We start from the raw sequence: 20,348 nt of genomic DNA, 5'->3' as shown, positions 1-20,348 counted from the left end.
CGCCTTCGGCGCGCAAAACCAGCAAGAAGCGCAAGCTCGGCGCTTGCGCTTCTTGGGTCAGGATGGGTTCAGTTCTGGGGTGCCAGGCGAAGATACGCCTTGTTCGTGGCATCTTCGATTGCCTTGGCAATGGTGACCAGCCGCTCGTCGCCCAGCGCGGGCGCAATGAATTGCACACCTACGGGCAGTTCCCGTCCCTCTAATGTTTCGTAGCCCGCCGGAATCGAGAGCGCCGGCACACCGGCGAGATTGACCATCACCGTGTCGATGTCCGCCGCATACATACTGAGCGGGTCGTGCGTCTTCTCGCCCAGGCGAAAAGCCGGAAACGGTGAGGTCGGCGTGATGAGCGCGTCGAAGTGCCCGAATGCCCGCGCGAAGTCATCGGCGACAAGACGGCGCACCTTCATGGCTTTGGCATAAAAGGCGTCATAGTAGCCGCTTGAAAGCGCATAGGTGCCCATCAGGATGCGGCGCTTGACCTCGGGCCCGAACGCCGCACCCCGGCTGCTGCTCATGGAAGAGTTGACATCTGTTTGTCCCGCCGCGCGGTGGCTGTAAACCATGCCGTCGTAGCGTGCCAGATTGCTGCTCGCCTCGGGCGTGGCAATCAGATAGTAGGCCGCGACGCCGTAGTGCAAGGTCGGCAGACCCACTTCGGCAACGCTGGCGCCCAGGGATTCCAGCAGGGTGCAGATTTGTTCAACTGCGGCCCTTACGCCGGGGGTGTTGCCGCCTTCCAGGGCCTCGCGGACCAGCCCGAATTTCATGCCCCGCACCTCACGGGTTAACGCTGCCCGAAACGCCGGAAGCGTTTCGAGGCTGGTGGCATCCCGCGCGTCGGGTCCCGAGATGACGTCCATCAGCAGGGCCAGGTCTTCCGCGCTGCGCGCGAAAGGACCGATCTGATCGAGGCTGCTCGCGTAGGCCACCAGGCCGTAACGGGAAACCCGGCCATAAGTGGGCTTGAAGCCGTACACGCCGTTAAACGCTGCCGGCTGCCGGACGCTGCCGCCCGTGTCCGATCCCAGCGCGACGGGCACCATCCCGGCGGCCACCGCCACGGCGCTGCCACCCGATGAGCCGCCCGGAACGCGCGTGTGATCCCAGGGATTTCGGACGACCCCGAAAGCGCTGTTTTCACTGGACGACCCCATGGCGAATTCGTCCATGTTGGCTTTCCCAACCACAACCGCGCCTGCCTCGATCAATCGCTGAACGGCCGTCGCGGTGTATGGACTATGGTAGTTCTCGAGTGCGCGACTTCCACAGGTCGTGCGCGTACCCTTGACGTTCAGGTTGTCCTTGACCACTACGGGAACGCCGGCCAGGGGCAGCGAAACACCTGCCCGAAGGCGTTTCGCGACAAGCTGCGCCTGTTCTGGCGCGCCCTCCACGGTGCTGATGAGGGCACCGAGATGAGCCTGAAGCGAGATCTGCTGAAAAGCCTCCTCCACCAGGTCGCTGGGCTGGCGCTGACCTTGCAGAACAAGTTGGGCAAGTTGGGACGCGGAAGCTGACATTGACACATCTTAAAGGGTGCCCCCGCACGCGGCACGAGGCGGGCCAAGCAAGTTGGGGATCGTGCCCGCATCCGCGCCGAAGAGGAATGCAGGGGCTTCACAGGCCGTCTCCCACGTCGCCCGGGCGCATTACTCCGGGCGAACCAGCACGGTTTCTCCCCCACGCAGCTCATGCAGGACCATGGCTTGAGGAGAAAGCAGCAACTGGACTCCCAGTCCTGGCGCCGTATTGACCGGCAAGGTCATGACCCGTGCGTCCTGAGTGCGAAAAATCACCTTGCCCGAGAAGACACCCAGCTGATTTTCCCAGGCTTGCACAACGCGCTCGTCGATCACTGCTTCGCGTCCCCCCCCGTGCCATACGCTCAGCGTCAGGCGGGCAACGCGAACAGTGCGAGGGATGAGCAGGCCCAGTCGGGCCAGCCGGGCAGCACTGGCCTGTAAGGTCGGGTCACCGGCAAGGCCGCCGAGGGTCGCGCCTTCGCTCAAACGCGTCAGGGCCAGCTTCTCGAAGCGGCTCAGCGTAACCTCGCCCGACGGGACAGCAGCATTCCACTTGGCCGCACCATCAAAAATCAGCTCCGGCACCGGCAGAAGACGCAGTGCACTCAGCAGCCATTGATAAAGCGATCCCGCCTCTCCTGGTGCAGCGTCGCCCGGACGAAACACAAAACCGCCCCGCTGATCACTGAGCAACAAGGCCAGCGCCGCTTCGTTTCGGGCGCCTCCCAGCCACGCTTGACTCGGACGCCCCTGATGCATCGCCAATCGGAAAAGTCCCTTGGGATGATGCACCTCGAACCAGCCGCTTCGCTTCGAGGCCGCCAGCGTCACGAGCAGCTCGACCACGTCATAATCCTGCAGGCTGCCGACAACTTCCGACCCGGCCAAGCCTCAGCCCCTCAGCAGACCAGCGAAGTCTGTCGATTCGAGTGACGGCAACTCCTCCAGCGAGTTCAGGCCAAATTCCAGCAAGAACTTCTGGGTCGTTCCGTACAGGAGCGGTTTCCCGATGGTGTCAGAGCGCCCGACGACCTTGACGAGCTCACGCTCCTGCAAGGTCACAATAGTGCCGGCCGAGGCGCCACGCATCGCCTCGATCTCGGCGCGCGTGACCGGCTGCCGGTACGCGATGACCGCGAGCACTTCGAGCGCTGCCGTCGACAGGCTGGGAAGGGGGGGCGGCGCCAGCAGTGGTGCCAGCCGACCACTGAGGCTGCCGGGCACGACCAGACGATACCCGCCCGCGATCTCTTCAAGCCGGAAGCCCAGCGCCGCTGCTTCGAGCGCCGCACCGTACGCCAAAAGGGCCTGTCGGACCGCCTCATCCGGCAAACCGAGGACCTGCGCGAACTCCTTGATGCTCACGGGTCGTCCCGAAGCGAGCAAGGCCGCCCCCAGCAATTCACGGCTGCTTACGTCATGCACAAGGTGTCCTCGATCTGACGCAGGCTGACCGATCCTATCCGCAGCACCTTATGGGTCAGCGCGTCGTACACCGTGCTGGCCTCACCGGAAGTCGGCGCGCCGGGCAGCACGAAATCGGCCAGCTCAGCGCTCACTGCCGCTGGATAGGACGTGATGGGCGGCTCACCAGAACGGTTGAGGCTGCTCGCCGCCAGCATCCCGACAGCTTCGAGCAGATACCGTGCGTCGGATGAGCCTGGAACGCGAAGTCCAACTTTGCCGTCCCGGGTGAGCCAGCCCGGACAATCCGCGTGCGCTGGCACCACCAGCGTCAGGGCCGCCGGCCACAAGCCGCACAACCGTTTCCAGGTCGTCGAGCTGGCAAAGTCGGGACGCACCCAGGTTTGTGCCTGCTCCTGTGAATGGCATAACACCTGCAACGCTTTCTCCCCCGGTCGGCCCTTCTGCCCGTACAGTCTGAGTACTGCGTCTTCAACGCGTGGATCGGCTCCAATACCCCAGACGGTATCGGTACCAAAGGCCACCGTCCCACCCTGCTCTAGGACCTGCAGGGCGTGCGCAAGGTCGTTGGCTGAAAATTGAGCATGCATGCTGTCTCCACCTTGTTCTGTGTTGATGAAAGTTCATAGAGTTCAATGCTCATGGAACTATAATGGCGCTATGCCCGTTTTTGAGTACCGAGTGCGCGACCGAAATGGCAAGGTTTTTGCCTCGCAAATCGAGGCGGATACCATGGCTCAGGTTCGAGACGCGCTGCGCGCCAAAGAACTGTTCATCGTCAATATTAAGCCGCCCAAGACCGGCTTGCAGGGTGATATCAAAATTCCTTTTCTGGACAACCAGCCTCCTGGGCTGAAACAGGTGGCGCTGTTCTCTCGGCAGCTTGCCACGATGATCAACTCGGGTGTCCCGCTGGTGCAGTCCCTTGCCATCATGCAGCGCCAGATGGAGCACAAGGGATTTCAAAAGATCATCAAGGAAATGCGCGCCGACGTCGAATCGGGCACCCCACTCTCGGACTCGATCGCCAAGTACCCCAAGGTCTTTTCGCGGCTGTACCTCAACTTGATCCGGGCCGGTGAAACCTCCGGCACGCTGGACCTGATTCTCGACCGCATCAGTACCTTTCTGGAGAAAGATCTGGCGCTGCGGGGCAAAATCAAAAGTGCCATGACCTATCCGGTTATCGTGCTGGTCTTCGCGCTGGGCGTCACCTACTTTCTGCTCACCACCATCGTGCCGCAGTTCGCGCAGATTCTGATTCAGCTCGGCGCGCCCCTGCCGCTGATCACCCGCATCCTGATCGCCGTGGCCGACTTCCTGACCTCCAAATCTTGGATGCTCGGGTTGGCGGGAATCGTCGTGTTCTTTGCCTTCCGGGCGTATTACCGCACCGATCAGGGCCGGCACGTCATCGACGACATCAAGCTGCGGGTCGCGGTGCTCGGTCCGCTGATCCGCCGTTCGGCGGTGGCGTCGTTTGCGCGCACCTTCGGTCTGCTCATCACCAGCGGCGTGAACATCATCGAAAGCCTGGAGATCACCAAGGGCACCGCCAACAACATCATCGTCGAGGACGCCATCGAAAACGCCAAGAACGTCGTGATGGTCGGTGAACAGATGTCCGGCTCGCTGGCCACTTCCAAAGTGTTTCCGCCCATGGTGGTGTCGATGGTCTCGATCGGCGAAGAGACTGGTGCACTCGACAAGATGCTCGACAAAGTGGCCGATTACTACGACCGCGAGGTCGACGAGGCGGTCGACAGCATGACGGCCGCTATCGAACCCATCATGATCGTCTTCCTGGGAGGCATCATCGGCATGATCGTGGCCGGCATGTTCCTCCCGATGTTTTCGATCATCGGCCAGCTCAGTCAGTAAGCTCTGTTGCCACAACGGCGGGTGCGCTCCTGCGTGGACAGGTCAAGGCTGATGAATGCGGTAAAACCGCTTACTGTACACATTGACCTCCATCGCGTCGCGCGTCACGATGTGCCCAGCCAGGGGCCCTGCCATGATCTCGAAGCGCTCCAGATCGGCTTCCCGACTGAGCAACCGGCGCTGGGGCGCAATGTCGTCGATCACGAAAAGAGGCGCCTCGACTTCAAGCCACCACTCCTGCGGGTCATGCCAGACCAGCGCGGTGGTGCCCAGGCGCGTCTTTTCGTAGCGGAACAGTTCCCGCTCGTCCACGGACTTCACCGGCAGTGAGCGCGGATCGGCCGTGAGGTTTTGAATCAGGGCAATCAGCTGCGCACCACGCGCGGCGCGAGGTGACGCGGTCAGCCACACTCCACCTCCGACCAGCGCGATCACCGCCAGCGCCAAAATCGCCACGGGCAGCCCGACAACTGGCCCGCGTGAATCAGAAAGTGGATCCGGCGACCCCTCTGTTGCCGCAGGTGCGCTCGGCACGACCGAGGGCCGGGTGGAGCGACCGGTTGCCGCGACGAATGCAGGCCCCTTGGGCAAAAAGGGTTCCTCGATGTGGCGGTAGGACAGGAACGCCGCTCCGTAGGCCAGCAGCAGGGCGGCCACCGTCAGCCCGGCGAAGTGAGTGAGGTCCTGGATACCCATATACCCGTAACGGGGCTGGTGAAGCAGCCGGATCAATTCGAGAATCAGGTAATGCCAGATGTACAGCCCGAAAGAAACCCTGGCGGTGAAGCGAAAGAAGGTGTTGTCAAACGCGCGCCCAACCACGCGACTGAAGGGCAGTGACGCCAGCAGCGCGGCCACCAGCAGTGGAAAGTACGGAAAGAAGTACGGCTGATCGCCGATGCTGAGCGCGAAGTCAGGCAGACGGCGCGCGAGCCACAGCAACATCAATACCCCCACTGCCGCGCCCACGGCAAGCAGGTCGTAGCGGATGTGTCGAGGTGTGGCGCTCAGCTGCCCATGAGCGATCAGCCCGGCAGCCAGGACCCCAAAGACGTAATGTCCGAAGAGACCCACCGGGTTGTAGCGCGGCATCCAGTACTTGGCGCCTCCGACGATGCCGTACTCCCAGCCACGTGCGAAAGGGGACGGAACCAGGTTCGCGAGAATCCACTGGTGAAGGAGCATCGCGAGTGCCAGCACCCCCAGCCAGTACAGCAGTGCCCACGCCAGTCCTCGTTGTGGCAACCCGCGAAAGAGGACCAGCATTCCGAGCGGCATCAGGGCGTAGCAGACCACCTCGAAACCGATGCTCCACAGCGGACCGTTCAGGTCGGCAGGAAAAAATGTCAGGTAATGAAAAGCCGACGTGAACGTCGCGGCACTGACCAGACGCAGCCAGGGCTGTTCGGCACTCTGCACGAACGCGACGCTGAGCAGCACGCTCAGTGCCAGGCTGGCGTAAAAACCCGGCAGGATGCGCAAGGCCCGACGGCGAAAGTATTCTCGCAGTCCCGGGCTCGGCTGCCCCGTCAGGTAACGGCGCCAGAAAGGGAGTGACAGCAGCATGCCCGACAGCACGAAGAAAGCGCTGACGCCCACATGACCAGTAAGCACGAAGGCCTGGACTTCCTGGAGCAGTCGAGGCTGCGCCGACTGATCAAGCCGCTGCGCCAGGTGATGTGCAATGACCATCAGGCACGCCACTGCACGTACGCCGTCCGCTCCGAAAAGCAGCCTTTCAGCTGGGTGCCCGGACGCGACAGCCGTTCTTGGATACGGAAAGCGCCTCGGCAGAACCGGCCGCTTTGCATTTGTGGGCGCCGTGCTGCTGAGGTTCATGCCACGCTTGACCTGATGCGCGGTGACCATGAATACCAGCAGCGTCGGTATGGTCGCCAGGGCGACACCAAAACGAAACGCGCCGGTCCCATCGCCATCCGGGCGGATGACCGTGCTCATGGCCTGCAGGATCAGCTGGGTTTCGGGTTGCTTGAAGACTGCCAGGGCGTTCATGCTGCTGTTCCAGGTCCCGATAAAGGTCAGCAGCCCGATGAGCACCAGCACCGGCTGGGCAAGTGGCAGGATCATCTTGCGGTAGATCAGCCCTGTGCCCGCTCCGTCCATGCGCGCGGCTTCGATGATACTTCCTGGCACGGCGCTGGCGAGGTACTGGCGCGTCAGAAAGATGCCAAAGGCACTGGCGGTGGCAGGCAGCCACATGGCGCGTGCCTGATCCATCCAGCCGAGCACGTGCATCACCATGGTGGTGGGGATGATGTTCAGCGCAGAGGGAAACAACATGATGCACAGCACGGCGGCGTACAGCGCGCGGCGATACCGGAATTCCAGCAGGGCAAAAGCGAACCCCGCCAGGCTGGAGGTCAGCATCGCTCCCAGCGCTGCAAGTACGCTGACGTAGGTGGTGTTCCAGATGTTCCGCCAGAAGTCCGGCACGCGGCCCATCAGGTCGGCGTAATTGTTCTGAAATTCCTGTCCGATGGCAAGAGGAATATTTTCTCCGGAACGGGTGAGGCCGAGGATGACGGACAGGACGGGCAGCACCGACACAGCAATCGCCACGGCCAGCACGAGCTTGAGTACCACTACCGTAGCTTTGTGCAGGTGCAGTGCACCCGGATCTGCTTCACCGTGGGCAGAAACGTCAAGACTCGTGAAGTGACGTCCGATCAACAGGTACACCAGAAAGACGACCATCAGCACCGCGGCAAAGAACGTCCAGGTCTGGGCGGCAGCCAGACCGAAGTCCATCTCGAAAAAGCCAGTGCGAAAGACATAGCCGGGCAAGGTGGTTTCACGCAGACCAGCAAAGGCGGGTTGGAAAACGTTGGCCTGCACCCCCTGCAGAAAGCTGATGGTAAAGGCCACAAAAATCATGGGACGCATCAGTGGCAGCGCGATGGCGCGAAACTGCCAGCCCAGGTTGGCGCCGTCCACCTTGGCCGCCTCGTACAGGCTGGGGGGAACGGTACCCAGGGCCATCAGATACAGCAGGATGTTCCAGCCCAGCGTGATCCACAGTTGCGTGATGGCGTTGTAAGCCAGACTTTGATCGAGCTGGGGAATGAACGCGCCCAAAGCGGGCAGACTGGAAAGCGCGCCCACCAGGGCTTCCAGTGGTCGGTACACGATCAGGAACACCAGGCCAATTGCCCCCCCGGCGGCCATTGGTGAGGTGACGTACGGCAGGAACAGCACGGTGCCCAGTACGCCCTGTGAACGGCGATAAACGAGGTGCAGTGCGAAAGCCAGCGGAATGGCGATCAGGTGCTGCGGAACGGAGGCGGCCAGGCCGGTGCTCAGGGAGCGCCAGAGTGCCGGCCAGTAAAATGGGTCGGTGGCGATGTACTGGTAGGCCCACAGGCCATCCCAGCGAATTTTGCTTACCCCGGAGAGTGGATTCCAGTCACAGAATGAGATGTAGAGAGAAAACAGCAGTGGAAAAATCCCGAAGGCCAGCGTAAGTCCAAAAAAGGGCGCGATCAACGCATAGGCAGACCAGGAAAACCCGCCACGCGAAAACCCGGTTCTATAAGGCGTGCGGACAGTTTTCGATGGGGACACGATCTTCCTTTCATGCCCGGGAGGGTCCTCAAATGGGGACGAGACACCGGCTGAAAACGTTTTCACCCACTACTACCATGTTTCCACTCTCCACAGCGCTGATCTGTATTGCCAACCGACGTCATGCCGCCACCTTCTGCACACCAACAGAAAAGTGGCGCCTTAATCCGCGATCCCACCTGGCCACCAGGGCCACGTTGCGGCGCACTGTGTATGGGGCACCTGTCCCGGTCGCCGCACGTCTTCAGTGAGGCTTGACGCACTGCGCGTTGGACAGGCCCCTGGCGGCTCCCCGCGCCACGTTATCGCACATGACCACGTTGTCGTTTACTGGGCGCAGGGCAAACCCATGTCCCGGTCCGTGGACTTCGGCGACGTTGCGCCGGAACACATTGCCCTGTCCCCAGCCTTTGGCCACATCATGCGTCTGGAACCCATCTCCAGGGGAGTTGGTGCCGCGGTTGCCCTGCACCAGCCAACCATTGCCCTTGACGTCCACCCACGAATCCGCGCCGCGCAGTGCAGATCCGTCGAAGGTGTTGTCGAGCACGTATCCACCAGAGCTTCCCTCCTTGATGTCCAAGGCTTCTGCTGTCGTGAAGCTGACGGTGTTACGCGCAATGACATTACGGTCGCTCCGGTCCGGCTTGCACCGCGTGTATCTGCACCAGTTGGACACGGCGGAACCAACATAGATGCCTTCGCCGAACTTCTCGCGCCTGAGCCCGGTGTGACGGACGGTATTTGCAAGCACGAGGTTGTCGGTGCTGTGCGTACGCAGATGGATCGCCTCATCGCCAATCTGCTCGACCGTCAGTCCCTGGAACACCGAGCCGACGGTGCTGTCCGCCACCAGCCCTTTCTGGCCGTTGCGAATCGTGAAGCCGACGAGGCGCCAATGGTCGCCACCGTCGAGGTGGAACACATACCCACTGCGCGGTCCATCACCCGCGAGTACGGCACGCGGACTTCCGCACAGGTAGATGGGCGAACCGGGAGAGCCGGAGGCAGTAGCGACGAAGCGGCCGGCATATGCTCCGTCCTCGAGTGCGATGACGTCTCCCCCTTTCACGTGTCGCAGGGCACCGGCAAGACTGCTGGCATCCGAGACAACACGCGTGGGCCGTGGGCACGCCACCTCACGGATCACGGGTACCCGGTTCAGGTTGACGGCCACGGCAACGGGCTGTGCTGCTCTCCTTGCAGCTTGAGCTGCCCCTCGGTCAGCATCGCTCCGGCGGTCATCCAGAAGTGTTCTCTGGAGCGCTGCACTGCCCTCCAATGCGATTACAGCCGTCAAGGCAGCGAGCCACGCCAACCAGAATTTCGCGCGAAGCCGGGAAACGTTCATGGCGAAGCCCGAAAGCGGACCAGGGCGAAGCTTCGACGGTACGCATCAATCATCGGCTGGGTATACCACGACCACAGTGACCAAATTGCCAGGGCAGATACCACGAGTGCGAGCGACCCGTCCGCTCATGAAACGGGTCAGGGTCGCTCGCAGCTCAGATTCTGCCGGTGGGTTCGTTACGCTGCCCGCGTGACGTGTGCTTGCCGCGTCGCTTTTATCGACGCCCAGACCGACAGCAGGATGAAACCCAGCCCGATCAGTCCGGTGATGAGTTCGGGAATGTGCACCGCGCGATTCATGTGCAGCAGCATGATGACGGCAAGCGCGCCAATGCCGTAGTGTGCCCCATGCTCGAGGTACTTATACTGCGCGAGCGTGCCCGCTTCCACCAGCCACACCGTCATGCTACGAACGAACACTGCACCGATCGCCAGACCTGCCGCGATGATCACGATTTCCTTGCTGATGGCGAACGCTCCGATCACGCCGTCGAGCGAGAAGCTCGCGTCGAGCACTTCCAGATAAAGAAAGCTCATGGCACCCGCCCGAGTGGCGGTTTGTGCGACCACCCCGGCCGTGGGGCGCGGCGGGCGGGTGGCGTCGTTCGCGTCATTGTCACTGGGTTCGAAGAGGCCCGCGAGGGACTTGACCAGCAGGTATGTCAGGATGCCCAGACCACCGGAGAGCAGTGCTTCGTATTTTTCCCCGGGCGCCACAAAGAACGCCACCAGCCCCAGCAGGGCCGTGAGGGTGATCGACACTTCGATTTTGTCGAGGTGACCTGCGCGTGCGAGGCGGCGTTCAATCGGCCCAATCCAGTGCAGGTCCTTTCCCCGGTCCAGGAAATAATGCAGGAACACCAGCAGCAGGAAGGTCCCACCGAAGGCACTGATCATGACGTGCGCGTCATGGAGATGCGCGCTGTACGCCTGAGCGTCGGTGAAGGCCAGCGAAACCACCTGCCCGAAGCCCAGCCCGGCTGTGACCATGACAATCAGGATCGGGAAGACGAAGCGCATGCCGACCACCGCGATGGCAATTCCCCACGTCAGGAAGCGTCTGCGCCACACGGCGTCCATGGTATGCAGGACTTTCGCGTTCACGACGGCATTGTCAAACGACAGGCTGACCTCCATCACGCCGAGTACCACCGCGATGAACGCAAACTGCAAGGCAATGGTGATGTTTCCGGTAGCCAGGCCATAAACGGCGGCCCCCACAATGCACAGCAGGCTGAAGAGTATCCCGAACCCGAAGTGCTTAAGAAACACGACGCGCCCCCGCTGCCGGGGGCCACGTCGGCATTCGGTTGAGGTTCTTGATGTGAAGTGACGTGGAAACGCAGCACATGAGCAGTCGTGACGCCACACCCAGAAGGGTGTGGCCTGCAAAGCAGGAAACGAACATGAAACCTCCGGCGTGGGTCTTGCCTTTTCTGCACGCACCGGGTCGTCGTTGACGCCGTATTGACGATGCGTGCACCTCTTTGAGGCGGCTACTCCCCCAACTGAGACTCGCGCCGGGAATTGAGCGCAGCTTAGCGCACGATGCCGTTGATCACATGAGGGCGCAAGCGTGAATTTTGCTGAATGCACGTTCACCCGATCCACCTGGTCCTGCCAGGGATCGGCGCAGAAAACGTCCGGTGGGATTCACATCAGGACCGTTGCCGTATATCCAGGCAGCAGGACAGCGTCGAGTTGATGCAGGATGCCGACCGGCCTGTTCACACCACGCGGAAAGATGGATCGAGACCGCCAGGAGGTCGGAAAAGTGCGGAAGTGGAAATCCTGAATCCATTCAGCGCTTCTTGAGGCGTAAAGCATCCCAGCTGCCGTCGTTCGCCCAGCCTCCATCCACACTCAAGGCGTGCCCATTCACGAATCCGCTCGCCTGCGGATCCGCGAGGTACGCAATGGCTTGGGCAATGTCGTTCGGGGAAGCGAAGCGGCCCATCGGCACGCGGTTCACGATGTCCGCGTCGGTATATGCGCCCGCTCCCATGTCCTGCTCGTCCATCTCGGTTTTGACCCAGCCGGGACACACGGCATTGACGCGCACGCCGCGCCCGCCCCATTCAGCGGCGAGCGTTCGGGTAAGGCCGATCAGACCATGCTTGCTGGCGTTGTAGGCCGCGCGGTCCGCAATGCCCAGCAGACCCGCGACGGAGGCGACGTTCACGATGCTGCCCGACCCCTGCGTGAGCATGACGCGCCCCAACGTGCGGCACAGCAGGAAGGGCCCGAGCAGATTCACCGCGAGCACCCGTTCGAACTGTGCGCGGCTGATATCTTCAGCGGGAGTGATGTTGCTGATACCCGCGTTGTTCACGAGCACGTCGATGCGCCCGAAGTGCTCCAGGGCCGTGGCCGCCAGACGCTCGGCGGTACCTTCGGCGCTGACGTCACCCAACACGACCGTGACCTTCGCGCCCAGCAGCTCACGCTCCGTTTCGGTGGGAGAGCGGACGTCATTGACGATCAGGCTGTATCCGCGCTGCGCGAGCACTTGGGCGGTACGGCGGCCAATGCCTTGCGCGGCGCCGGTGATCACGGCGACGGGTGAAGTGGACGTCATGAAGTGAGTCTGGCATACCCGGCGCCAATTGGTTCCGGGTGCGCTGCTCGGGGAGTTCAGGCCGACCGCACGCCGTGCACTGCATGATCACCCCTCTGTGTGAAAGGCGACCTGAGACGCACGAGTCGTCTGTGCAGTTTCATTTCGTGCGTGCCACCCCACCCTGACGGATGATTCCGTATGCCGCGCCTCGTATTACCGGCGGTTTCGGCTTCATGAATGGGATTCAGTGCTCTACAGACAGCCGCAGGGCCAGCGCTCCAAGGGTAATGAGCAGAACCGGAACGGTCAGGACCACGCCCACCCGAAAGTAGTAGGCCCAGGTGATTCGGACTCCCTTGCGGGCCAGCACATGCAGCCACAACAAGGTCGCAAGACTGCCAATGGGTGTGATCTTGGGTCCCAGGTCGCTGCCGACGACATTGGCGTAGATCATGCCCTGCTTGATGGATTGCGGAACGTTCGCCGCGTCAATGGAGAGCGCGCCGACCAGAACGGTGGGCATGTTGTTCATGACACTCGCCAGCAACGCCACGATGAATCCGGTACCGATGGTTGAAATCCACAAACCGTGCTGCGCGAGCGTTTCGAGGATGCCGGTCAGATGACCGGTCAGGCCGGCATTGCGCAAACCGAATACCACCAGATACATCCCGAGCGAAAAAATCACGATACTCCACGGAGCGCCGCGCAGCACGCTGCGGGTACTGATGACGTGCCCACGGGCAGCGTAGAACCACAACAACGCCGCGCCGATCACCGCAACGACGCTCACGGGAATGCCAAGTGGTCCGGCCGCAAAATACCCGATCAGGAGAACTCCAAGAACAACCCAACCGACCTTGAAGACCCGGTGATCCCGAATGGCGCTGTCGGGCGAAGCGAGCACGTCGGTGCGGTAAGTGACGGGGACACTGCGCCTGAAGTACAGCAGCAGCACGCCCAGACTGGCCAAAACAGAAGCGATGTTTACCCAGAACATCACCGAGGCGTATTCCCCGAAGCTGATGGCGAAGTAGTCTGCCGAGACGATGTTTACCAGATTGCTGATCACGAGTGGCAGGCTGGCGGTGTCGGCGATGAATCCGGTGGCCATGATCAGTGCGAGGGTCGCGCCGGCCGAGAAACCCAGCGCGAGCAGCATCTCCAGCACGATGGGCGTCAGAATCAGGGCGGTACCGTCATTAGAAAACAGCGCGCTGACACCGGCGCCAAGCAGCACGACCAGGGCAAAAAGCTGCTTTCCCCGCCCTCCTCCCCAGCGACCGACGTGCAGCGCGGCCCACGTGAAAAAACCGGCTTCGTCGAGGATCAAGCTGATGATGATCAGCGCGATAAAGGTAATCGTGGCGTTCCAGACGATACTCCATACCACGGGAATGTCTGCGGGATGCACGACGCCTGTCAGCAGGGCGAGGATGGCTCCGAGCGTGGCACTCCAGCCAATGCCGAGGCCACGTGGTTGCCAGATCACCAGCACCAGGGTAAGCAGAAAAATCGAAATGGCGAACAACATCCGCTATTGCGCTTCGGCGCCAGGGGTGACTTCGTACGTCTCGGGGACTACGGTGCCGCTGTTCAGGGCAACGACGAACGCTTCGAATTGCAAACGCATCTGGTCCCGTACCGCGCGCCAGCATTCGAGGCTGCCGCCGGACGGGTCCACGAACGGGTAATGCAGTCGGATCGTCGCGCCAGGATAGTTCGGGCAATTCTCAGCAGCGCCGTCGCACACCGTGATCACGTAGTCGAAGTTCCACGGGTCCGGGACATCAGAAAGCGTCTTGCTGGTATGCCCCTGGAGATCGATACCGAGTTCCCGCATCACCTGAACGGCTGGAGCTTTCACATGGGTTGCCTCGGTGCCGGCGCTGTGGACCTCCAGGTCAAGGCCTTGTTGCCGGGCAAAGCTGCGGACCAGGCCTTCGGCCATCTGGCTGCGGGCAGAATTGTGCGTACAGAGGATCAGGACCCGTGTCATAAACCCAACCTAACAAACTGATTTGTTCTGATACAACCCTGATCGGGCAGCCGTGAAGACATCACGCAGCACTTCGCCTCCCAGGGTGTACAGCACCTCGTCGACAAGCCTGTAGTAGCTGTTCTTTCCACGCGACTCGCTAACGACGATTCCAACCTCGCGCAGGATGCCAAGGTGATACGAAACTTTCGATTGAGGCAGCTCCAGCTGCACTTCCAGATCACAGACACAGCGCTCGCCGTCGGCAAGCATCCGAACGATTTCGTAGCGAATGTCGTGCGCGAGTGCTTTGATGCGACTAAGCGCGACTGATTCTTGCGCAACGGTCCGTATCATCAAACTGATTCTATCAAATATACGCTTCCTACCCCGAGGTGGGCGCAGATTCGCGGTATCTTTTCAGACTCACATTGCACAGCGCCCTGCCGAACCCTCCGAAATCTGAGGTTCAGTCGGCCAGACAGACGGTGTGCAAGGTGCTCACATGCTTGTCTGCCGCACCTTCTGCTTCGACGGCGACAGCCAAGGCCCGGGACACTGAGGCAAAAACTGACGCCCACGGCTCCCGTGAGCGCCAGCCTGCGACCCTGCGCCTGCGCAGTGTCAGACGGAGATACTGCCGAGAAGCTGGTGGCAGGCCTGCTCACATCGGTGACAGGCATCCGCACATGCGGCGCAGTGTTCCATGCTCATACTCTGCGCGTGCCTCCGGCATTCGTCACCGCAGGCTGTACCGGCTGTACAGGCTGTACAGGCTGCCAGCTGCGCTCGCATCACGACCTCGGCGCGCTGCGTACGGCACGGTCCGTCACGGTAGGTAAACGGTTCGCAAACTGCCATTTACAGGGCTGCCATGATGCTGGAGGTTCTGTGGAGCGCGGTGCCCGTCGGCGCGTAACTTTCGCACCGACAAGAGGAAGCACGTGCCACGTGCTTCCTCTTGTCGGTATGGGGTTATCGCACGCAGCAGCCGGTCGTCACCGTCCTCGCCATCCACCTTGCTCAGCGCAGGGGAAGAGCTCCGGCCGTCGGCATCGGTGCACTGCTCTGGAGGGTGAAGTTGCGGTTCCAGGAATCGGAGAGCCTGGGGTTGGCCCAGACGGAGGTGCCGAGACGGCTGCTGTCCTTGACGCCGTTGATGGTGACTTTGTACTGACCGTCGAGCTGGTAGAAGACGTTGCCGCTCTGGTTGATCGGACCATCGGTCCACACGGTGTCCTTGGTGGCGCCGCTGCGGGTCACGATGATGTTGTCGCGCAGGGTCAGGATGTCCGTGCCGCACCCTTCGCCGCAGAAGACCCCGACGTTGGTATTGAAGACCGTGTTGTGGTTGAAGACCGTACCGGGATTGGCCCCCCAGCTGCTTCCCCAGCCCCGGATGACGAGCGCTTCACCGCGGCCGTTGGTGTTGAGGGGCGCGTAGATGTTGTACTCGAAGCGGTTGTACTCGCTGCGGTTGCTGCTGCTGCCGCCCAGTTCGGTGAAGGTGGTGTCGTTGATCGAGGTGTTGTGGTGGAAATAGTTGCGCTTGGCGTAGTACAGCTCCAGGGACGCGCCTTCCACCCCGTAATCCTCGCTGCAGGCGGTGTTGCCCTCAAAGTAGTTGTGCGCCACTTCGTTGTCGTTGCCGTTCACCAGCACACCCCACGCGCCGCTGTCGTTGTCGCCGCCGTCGTCGTTGTTCTTGCTCATCACGTTGTTGTTCGTGAAGCGCGAGCGCAGGATCTTGTTGTTGTTGGCGCCGTCCTCCAGGTGCACGCCGGCGGTCAGGCCGTACGCTTCGGCATTCTGCAGGGTGTTGTTGTTGCTGCCGCTCACGAACGAGAAGCCGATGCGCCAGCCGATCGGCCCGTAGCAGCGTCCGCTGTCGACCGAATTCGGCTTGTCGGCCGTGGCACGGAGGTTCTGGATGGTTTTGTGGCTGCCACTGATCGTCACGGCGCCCGGGTTGCCGTTACGGATGAGGGGCAGGTCACCGCTGCCGTACGCGTCGACGATGATGCGTGCGCTGCTGGTGCCACTCCAGCGCAGGTTGAGGGGACCGTTCCAGCTGCAGCCACGCTTGAGCAGCAGGCGTTCACCGGCGTTGAGCCAGCTGTTATTCACCTTGCCGACACTTCTCCAGGCGCTGCCGGTCGAGGTGCCGCTGTTGCTGTCACTGCCGTTCGAGCAGTCCACATAGTACGTCCGGCCAGTGCTGGTGGTGGTGTCACCGCTGCTGCTGGTGCTGCCCACACCGTGAACGACGGCTTCGGTGATGGCGATGGCACTGTTCTCGGTGTTGCCGTAATTGGTGACCCGGATGTAGCGCGCACTTTGATCTGAGACGTTATACCGTTCGAGGTTGGTGGTGCTGCCACTGCTGGTGACTTTGCTCAGCACCTTGGTCCAGTTGCTGCCGTCCTTGCTCAGTTCGACATCGAAGGTGGCTTTGCGGTTGGCGCCGCGGTAAAAGGCCAGGCTGATGGAGTCGATGGTCTTTTCGCTGCCCAGGTCGTAGCGAACCCAGCTGCCCAGGCTGCTGGCGCTCCACCAGGTGCTGAGCTGGTCATCCCAGGAGTACCTGCTGGCGTTGCTGTCACTGGTGGCGCTGCTGGCCGTGCTGCCTTTGATGGGGTGAGCATCTGCGGGCAGGGCCAGCGCAATCAGGGGCGCGGTCTGAGCGACTTCAGGAGCAGGAGGGGTGGTGCTGCCACAGCTGGCAAGCAGGGCCGTGAGGCCAATGAGGCTGAGTTTCAGTGTGGACTGGGTGGTTGAGTAGGACACAGGATTCTCCTGAAGGGGTCAGCTTTGGTCGGTTGAAGCGCGACTCTGATCCTCGCCTCTGATGCTGGAATGAGTTTGACCTAAAGTTTTATTAAAAGAATTTGCCCAAGGCACACTACAGCAGCTTCTAATCATTCAAATTTTCGTCCGGCGTATTCTTTTATCTTTGTTAATATAGGTGAATGAGTACAGGGGGAAATTCAGTTGCGTCTAAGACAACATTCTCAAGCAGCGGCTCATTTGGTGCTCATTCCACGGCAGGAGCAGGGTGTTCTCATGATTGAAGATGCCAACCTGACCTTAATTTCTCAGTCAGATTCGCTGTCGCAAGTCGTGCCTTGCCCTTCCCAACGAGATCAATACCTTTCCTCACGGTGATTCGGGCAAAAAGTCCGTCATAACAAAGTCACCGCAAGCGTTACAACAGCTTATGCACCGCATACGTCCTAAAGATCGGCGTACCAGCGTGCTGGCCACCTCTACCCGGACCGCTCCACACCTCGTCTTGTGGACCAACGAAGCAGATGTAACGACCAAGTGTGGTCCCCCTCGCCTCAGGAGGCAGCATGACCGACGTATACGAACGGCATCCTCGACCACAACTGGCCCGCAGCCGCTGGGTCGACCTGTGCGGGACCTGGAATTTTGCATTTGACGATGCCGATCAGGGTCTCACTGAACGCTGGTTCGAACGAGGCGTGAGCGACGCACAGATTGTGGTTCCTTTTCCACCCGAATCGTCGGCCAGCGAAATTCACGACGCGGGTTATCACGCGATCCTCTGGTACGCCCGGACGTTTCAGATCGCCGACACCGAGCGCTCAGGCCGACTCCTCCTGCACTTCGGCGCTGTCGATTACCGTGCGCGTGTCTGGCTCAACGGGCAGCTGGTCGCCGAGCACGAAGGAGGGCACACGCCCTTCACGGCAGACGTGACGGACGCCCTGGCCAGCGGGACCGAGCAGCTGCTGGTGGTCAGGTCCCAAGACGACCCCACCGACCTCTCTCAACCCCGCGGCAAGCAGGACTGGCAGCAGCAGCCGCATGCCATCTGGTATCACCGCACGTCGGGCATCTGGCAGCCGGTCTGGCTTGAGTGGGTTGGGGGCCTGTATATCCAGGAAGTGCGCTGGACCCCCGACGCCGACCGGACCGAACTGCGGCTGCAGGTCCGGCTGAACCGCCCGCCCACACCTGGCACCCACCTGCGTGTCAGGCTGACCCTGCGCGGCGAACTGCTGGCCCTGCAGGATGTACATGCGCTGTCACGCAGCTTCACCTGCACGCTGCCCTTGCAGTTCCTTTCGATCAACCCGGAACGCGACGACCTTTTGTGGTCCCCGCGCCACCCCAACCTGATCGAGGCACACCTGACACTGCAAGATGGCGAACGCCCACTGGATGAGGTTTTCTCGTATGCCGGTCTGCGCAGTGCCCAGGTGAAGGGTGGGCGCTTTTTGCTCAACGGTCTGTCTTACTACCTGAGGCTGGTCCTGGCACAGAATTATTGGCCGTCATCGCACCTGGCAGCGCCGAGCGCGCAAGCCTTGCGCCGGGAAGTGGAGCTGGCCAAGGAGATGGGCTTCAACGGCGTCCGCATTCACCAGAAGATCGAGGACCCACGTTTTCTGTACTGGTGTGACCGCCTGGGCCTGTTGGTCTGGGAAGAAATGCCCAGCGCCTACGCCTTTACCCCCGAGATGTGCGAGCGCCTGACGCGCGAATGGCTCGAAGTCCTTCGGCGCGATTACAGCCACCCCTGTATTGTCACCTGGGTACCGATGAACGAGTCGTGGGGTGTGCCAAATCTTGAAGGCGACCCGGCCCAGCGCGCATTTGTACGCGGGCTCTATCAGCTCACCCGGGCGCTTGACCCGACCCGGCCAGCGATGGGCAACGACGGCTGGCAGTTTGTCGGCGGTGACCTGATCGGCGTGCATGACTATGCGCCGCACGGCGAGACACTGCGCGAACGCTTTGGTACACTCGGCGCCCTGGAGCACACACTCCGGCAGGTACAGCCATACTTCCGCAATATCCTCAGCGACGATCAGGCGCGCTCACAGGAAGCGGTCGTGCTGAGCGAGTTCGGCGGTCTGAGCTTTGCTCCCGGCGAGGGTGAGCGCTGGTTCGGCTACAGCACGGTACAAAGCAACAAGGAACTGCTCGACCGTTACCAGGAGCTCGTGGAGGCCGTCCTGCACTCCGACGTGCTGGCAGGTTTCTGTTATACCCAGCTGACCGATACCGAGCAGGAGACCAACGGTCTGCTCAGCGCAGAACGCGAGCCCAAACTTCCGCTCGCCAGCCTGCGCGCGATCAACAGCGGCTTCGCCCGCTCGCTGCCTGGTGACGTGCTCGGCAACATTCACCAGGAAGCCCAGGCCCGCCACGAGTCCGGCCAGGAATGAACCACGCCTGGCAAGGGGCGCTCCCGGCACGGTCTGCGCGGGCGCCCTACTCCCAGGCCGACTCCAGCAGACGGCGGGTTTGCTGCACGGCCGTCTGCCAGATCCGTGCCATGTGACGGCCCTCGACCTGATAGGGCCCGCCAAAGTTGCCGTCACCCAACTGAAGGCGAATGTCTTGCGGGGAGCGCCCCTTGAGCTCGCTCCAGTTAATGGCCGCCTTCGCGTTCTCGGGCATCTCGACACCCATCAGACGGGTCCACGGGAAGTTCTCCATCCACGAGGCGTGCGACGCCACGGGATGCACCTCCTGCACTGCCGCCCAGGTCTGTGGAGCAATCCACCAGTCGTGCCATTTGACCCGGGCACCGGGCGAGCGCGCGGTCCATCCGGGCAGAAGTTGCTGGGCCGGTGAATTTCCGCCATGTCCGTTAATGATCAGAATGCGGCGAAAGCCCGTTTCATACAGGCTGCCCAGCAGCTCGCTCAGCAGGGCGGTGTACGTCGCGTAACTCGCGCTGACCGTCCCGGGGTAAGCCATGAAGTGCGGGGTGATACCAAAGGTCAGCGCCGGAAACACCGAAATATTCAGTCCCTCGGCCACGTCACCGGCCAGTTTGGTCGCCAGAATGGTGTCGGTGGCGAGGCTCAGGTACGCGTGCTGTTCGGTGCAGCCCAGCGGCAGAATGCATCGGTCGTCGCGCAGCAGGTACTCTTCGACCTGCATCCAGTTCATGTCGGTGATCCGCACAGCAAGATCATAGTCAAACGAACGGTCACGGTTTCGCGAACTTCGCAACTGCCCCGGTCTGCGACAGGCGAACCCCTCGTAGACCTGCAGGGCTGCACTC

16 protein-coding genes are annotated in these 20,348 nt (G+C 61.7%); 2 read left to right on the top strand and 14 right to left on the bottom strand.

The features are described from left to right. Positions 1 to 68: 68 nt before the first annotated feature. The 4 genes from gatA to DEIPE_RS16680 all read right to left on the bottom strand — a co-directional run bounded on the left by gatA (position 69) and on the right by DEIPE_RS16680 (position 3,541). A complete protein-coding gene (gene gatA, locus DEIPE_RS16695) occupies positions 69 to 1,523 on the bottom strand; it encodes an Asp-tRNA(Asn)/Glu-tRNA(Gln) amidotransferase subunit GatA (RefSeq protein ID WP_015237153.1) in 1,455 nt (484 codons plus the stop codon). A gap of 129 nt (positions 1,524 to 1,652) precedes the next feature. Further along, on the bottom strand, positions 1,653 to 2,414 hold the full coding sequence (locus DEIPE_RS22475) for a DUF4388 domain-containing protein (RefSeq protein ID WP_015237152.1): 762 nt from the start codon (positions 2,412 to 2,414) through the stop codon (positions 1,653 to 1,655). A gap of 3 nt (positions 2,415 to 2,417) precedes the next feature. Then, positions 2,418 to 2,951: an SMC-Scp complex subunit ScpB gene (gene scpB, locus DEIPE_RS16685; RefSeq protein ID WP_015237151.1), complete on the bottom strand. Its 534-nt coding sequence runs from the start codon at positions 2,949 to 2,951 to the stop codon at positions 2,418 to 2,420. Then, positions 2,939 to 3,541, bottom strand: a complete 603-nt coding sequence (locus DEIPE_RS16680) for an L-threonylcarbamoyladenylate synthase (protein WP_015237150.1) — start codon at positions 3,539 to 3,541, stop codon at positions 2,939 to 2,941. The genes scpB and DEIPE_RS16680 overlap by 13 nt, the downstream gene beginning before the upstream one ends. 70 nt (positions 3,542 to 3,611) lie before the next feature. Between DEIPE_RS16680 and pilC the strand changes: the two genes are divergently transcribed. After that, on the top strand, positions 3,612 to 4,832 hold the full coding sequence (pilC, locus tag DEIPE_RS16675) for a type IV pilus assembly protein PilC (protein ID WP_015237149.1): 1,221 nt from the start codon (positions 3,612 to 3,614) through the stop codon (positions 4,830 to 4,832). 42 nt (positions 4,833 to 4,874) lie between these two features. Here pilC and DEIPE_RS22470 read toward each other — a convergent pair whose 3' ends face one another. The 9 genes from DEIPE_RS22470 to DEIPE_RS16635 all read right to left on the bottom strand — a co-directional run bounded on the left by DEIPE_RS22470 (position 4,875) and on the right by DEIPE_RS16635 (position 17,089). Beyond that, positions 4,875 to 8,414 (bottom strand): acyltransferase family protein, encoded by a 3,540-nt coding sequence (locus DEIPE_RS22470; RefSeq protein WP_015237148.1) that lies wholly within the window; start codon positions 8,412 to 8,414, stop codon positions 4,875 to 4,877. 244 nt (positions 8,415 to 8,658) lie between these two features. Next, on the bottom strand, positions 8,659 to 9,591 hold the full coding sequence (locus DEIPE_RS16665; RefSeq protein ID WP_015237147.1) for a right-handed parallel beta-helix repeat-containing protein: 933 nt from the start codon (positions 9,589 to 9,591) through the stop codon (positions 8,659 to 8,661). A gap of 350 nt (positions 9,592 to 9,941) precedes the next feature. Next, positions 9,942 to 11,036, bottom strand: a complete 1,095-nt coding sequence (locus DEIPE_RS16660) for a DUF475 domain-containing protein (protein ID WP_015237146.1) — start codon at positions 11,034 to 11,036, stop codon at positions 9,942 to 9,944. Between the two features lie 529 nt (positions 11,037 to 11,565). Next, positions 11,566 to 12,342 carry an SDR family NAD(P)-dependent oxidoreductase gene (locus DEIPE_RS16655; protein ID WP_015237145.1) on the bottom strand — a complete coding sequence of 259 codons (777 nt, stop codon included), beginning with the start codon at positions 12,340 to 12,342 and terminating at the stop codon, positions 11,566 to 11,568. Between the two features lie 226 nt (positions 12,343 to 12,568). After that, positions 12,569 to 13,858 carry an arsenic transporter gene (locus DEIPE_RS16650; RefSeq protein WP_015237144.1) on the bottom strand — a complete coding sequence of 430 codons (1,290 nt, stop codon included), beginning with the start codon at positions 13,856 to 13,858 and terminating at the stop codon, positions 12,569 to 12,571. 3 nt (positions 13,859 to 13,861) lie between these two features. Further along, the gene (locus DEIPE_RS16645; RefSeq protein ID WP_015237143.1) at positions 13,862 to 14,323 is read right to left on the bottom strand and encodes an arsenate reductase ArsC; all 462 of its coding nucleotides are present in this window, start codon (positions 14,321 to 14,323) and stop codon (positions 13,862 to 13,864) included. 9 nt (positions 14,324 to 14,332) lie between these two features. Further along, the gene (locus DEIPE_RS16640) at positions 14,333 to 14,659 is read right to left on the bottom strand and encodes an ArsR/SmtB family transcription factor (protein ID WP_015237142.1); all 327 of its coding nucleotides are present in this window, start codon (positions 14,657 to 14,659) and stop codon (positions 14,333 to 14,335) included. Positions 14,660 to 14,926: 267 nt separating this feature from the next. Continuing rightward, entirely contained in the window at positions 14,927 to 15,097 is a 171-nt protein-coding gene (locus DEIPE_RS25710; protein ID WP_483782827.1) for a four-helix bundle copper-binding protein, read from the bottom strand. A 228-nt stretch (positions 15,098 to 15,325) separates the two neighbouring features. Next, a complete protein-coding gene (locus DEIPE_RS16635) occupies positions 15,326 to 17,089 on the bottom strand; it encodes a discoidin domain-containing protein (protein WP_015237141.1) in 1,764 nt (587 codons plus the stop codon). A gap of 566 nt (positions 17,090 to 17,655) precedes the next feature. On the opposite strand from DEIPE_RS16635, the gene DEIPE_RS16625 reads away from it, so the two are divergent. Continuing rightward, on the top strand, positions 17,656 to 19,500 hold the full coding sequence (locus DEIPE_RS16625; RefSeq protein WP_015237140.1) for a glycoside hydrolase family 2 protein: 1,845 nt from the start codon (positions 17,656 to 17,658) through the stop codon (positions 19,498 to 19,500). Positions 19,501 to 19,546: 46 nt separating this feature from the next. On the opposite strand, the gene DEIPE_RS16620 is transcribed toward DEIPE_RS16625, so the two are convergent. Beyond that, positions 19,547 to 20,248, bottom strand: a complete 702-nt coding sequence (locus tag DEIPE_RS16620; protein WP_041231669.1) for a creatininase family protein — start codon at positions 20,246 to 20,248, stop codon at positions 19,547 to 19,549. Positions 20,249 to 20,348 lie beyond the last annotated feature (100 nt).

Origin of the sequence: Deinococcus peraridilitoris DSM 19664 (assembly GCF_000317835.1) — a bacterium.
Taxonomy (GTDB): Bacteria; Deinococcota; Deinococci; order Deinococcales; family Deinococcaceae; genus Deinococcus_A; species Deinococcus_A peraridilitoris.
This window is presented reverse-complemented; position numbering and strand designations above follow the sequence as displayed.

Coding starts and splice junctions, on each gene's coding strand:
- DEIPE_RS16645 (WP_015237143.1), bottom strand. CDS start 14,323: ATGACACGGGTCCTGATCCTCTGTACGCACAATTCTGCCCGCAGCCAG.
- DEIPE_RS16680 (WP_015237150.1), bottom strand. CDS start 3,541: ATGCATGCTCAATTTTCAGCCAACGACCTTGCGCACGCCCTGCAGGTC.
- DEIPE_RS25710 (WP_483782827.1), bottom strand. CDS start 15,097: ATGCGAGCGCAGCTGGCAGCCTGTACAGCCTGTACAGCCGGTACAGCC.
- DEIPE_RS16625 (WP_015237140.1), top strand. CDS start 17,656: ATGACCGACGTATACGAACGGCATCCTCGACCACAACTGGCCCGCAGC.
- pilC (WP_015237149.1), top strand. CDS start 3,612: ATGCCCGTTTTTGAGTACCGAGTGCGCGACCGAAATGGCAAGGTTTTT.
- DEIPE_RS16655 (WP_015237145.1), bottom strand. CDS start 12,342: ATGACGTCCACTTCACCCGTCGCCGTGATCACCGGCGCCGCGCAAGGC.
- gatA (WP_015237153.1), bottom strand. CDS start 1,523: ATGTCAGCTTCCGCGTCCCAACTTGCCCAACTTGTTCTGCAAGGTCAG.
- DEIPE_RS16640 (WP_015237142.1), bottom strand. CDS start 14,659: ATGATACGGACCGTTGCGCAAGAATCAGTCGCGCTTAGTCGCATCAAA.
- DEIPE_RS16650 (WP_015237144.1), bottom strand. CDS start 13,858: ATGTTGTTCGCCATTTCGATTTTTCTGCTTACCCTGGTGCTGGTGATC.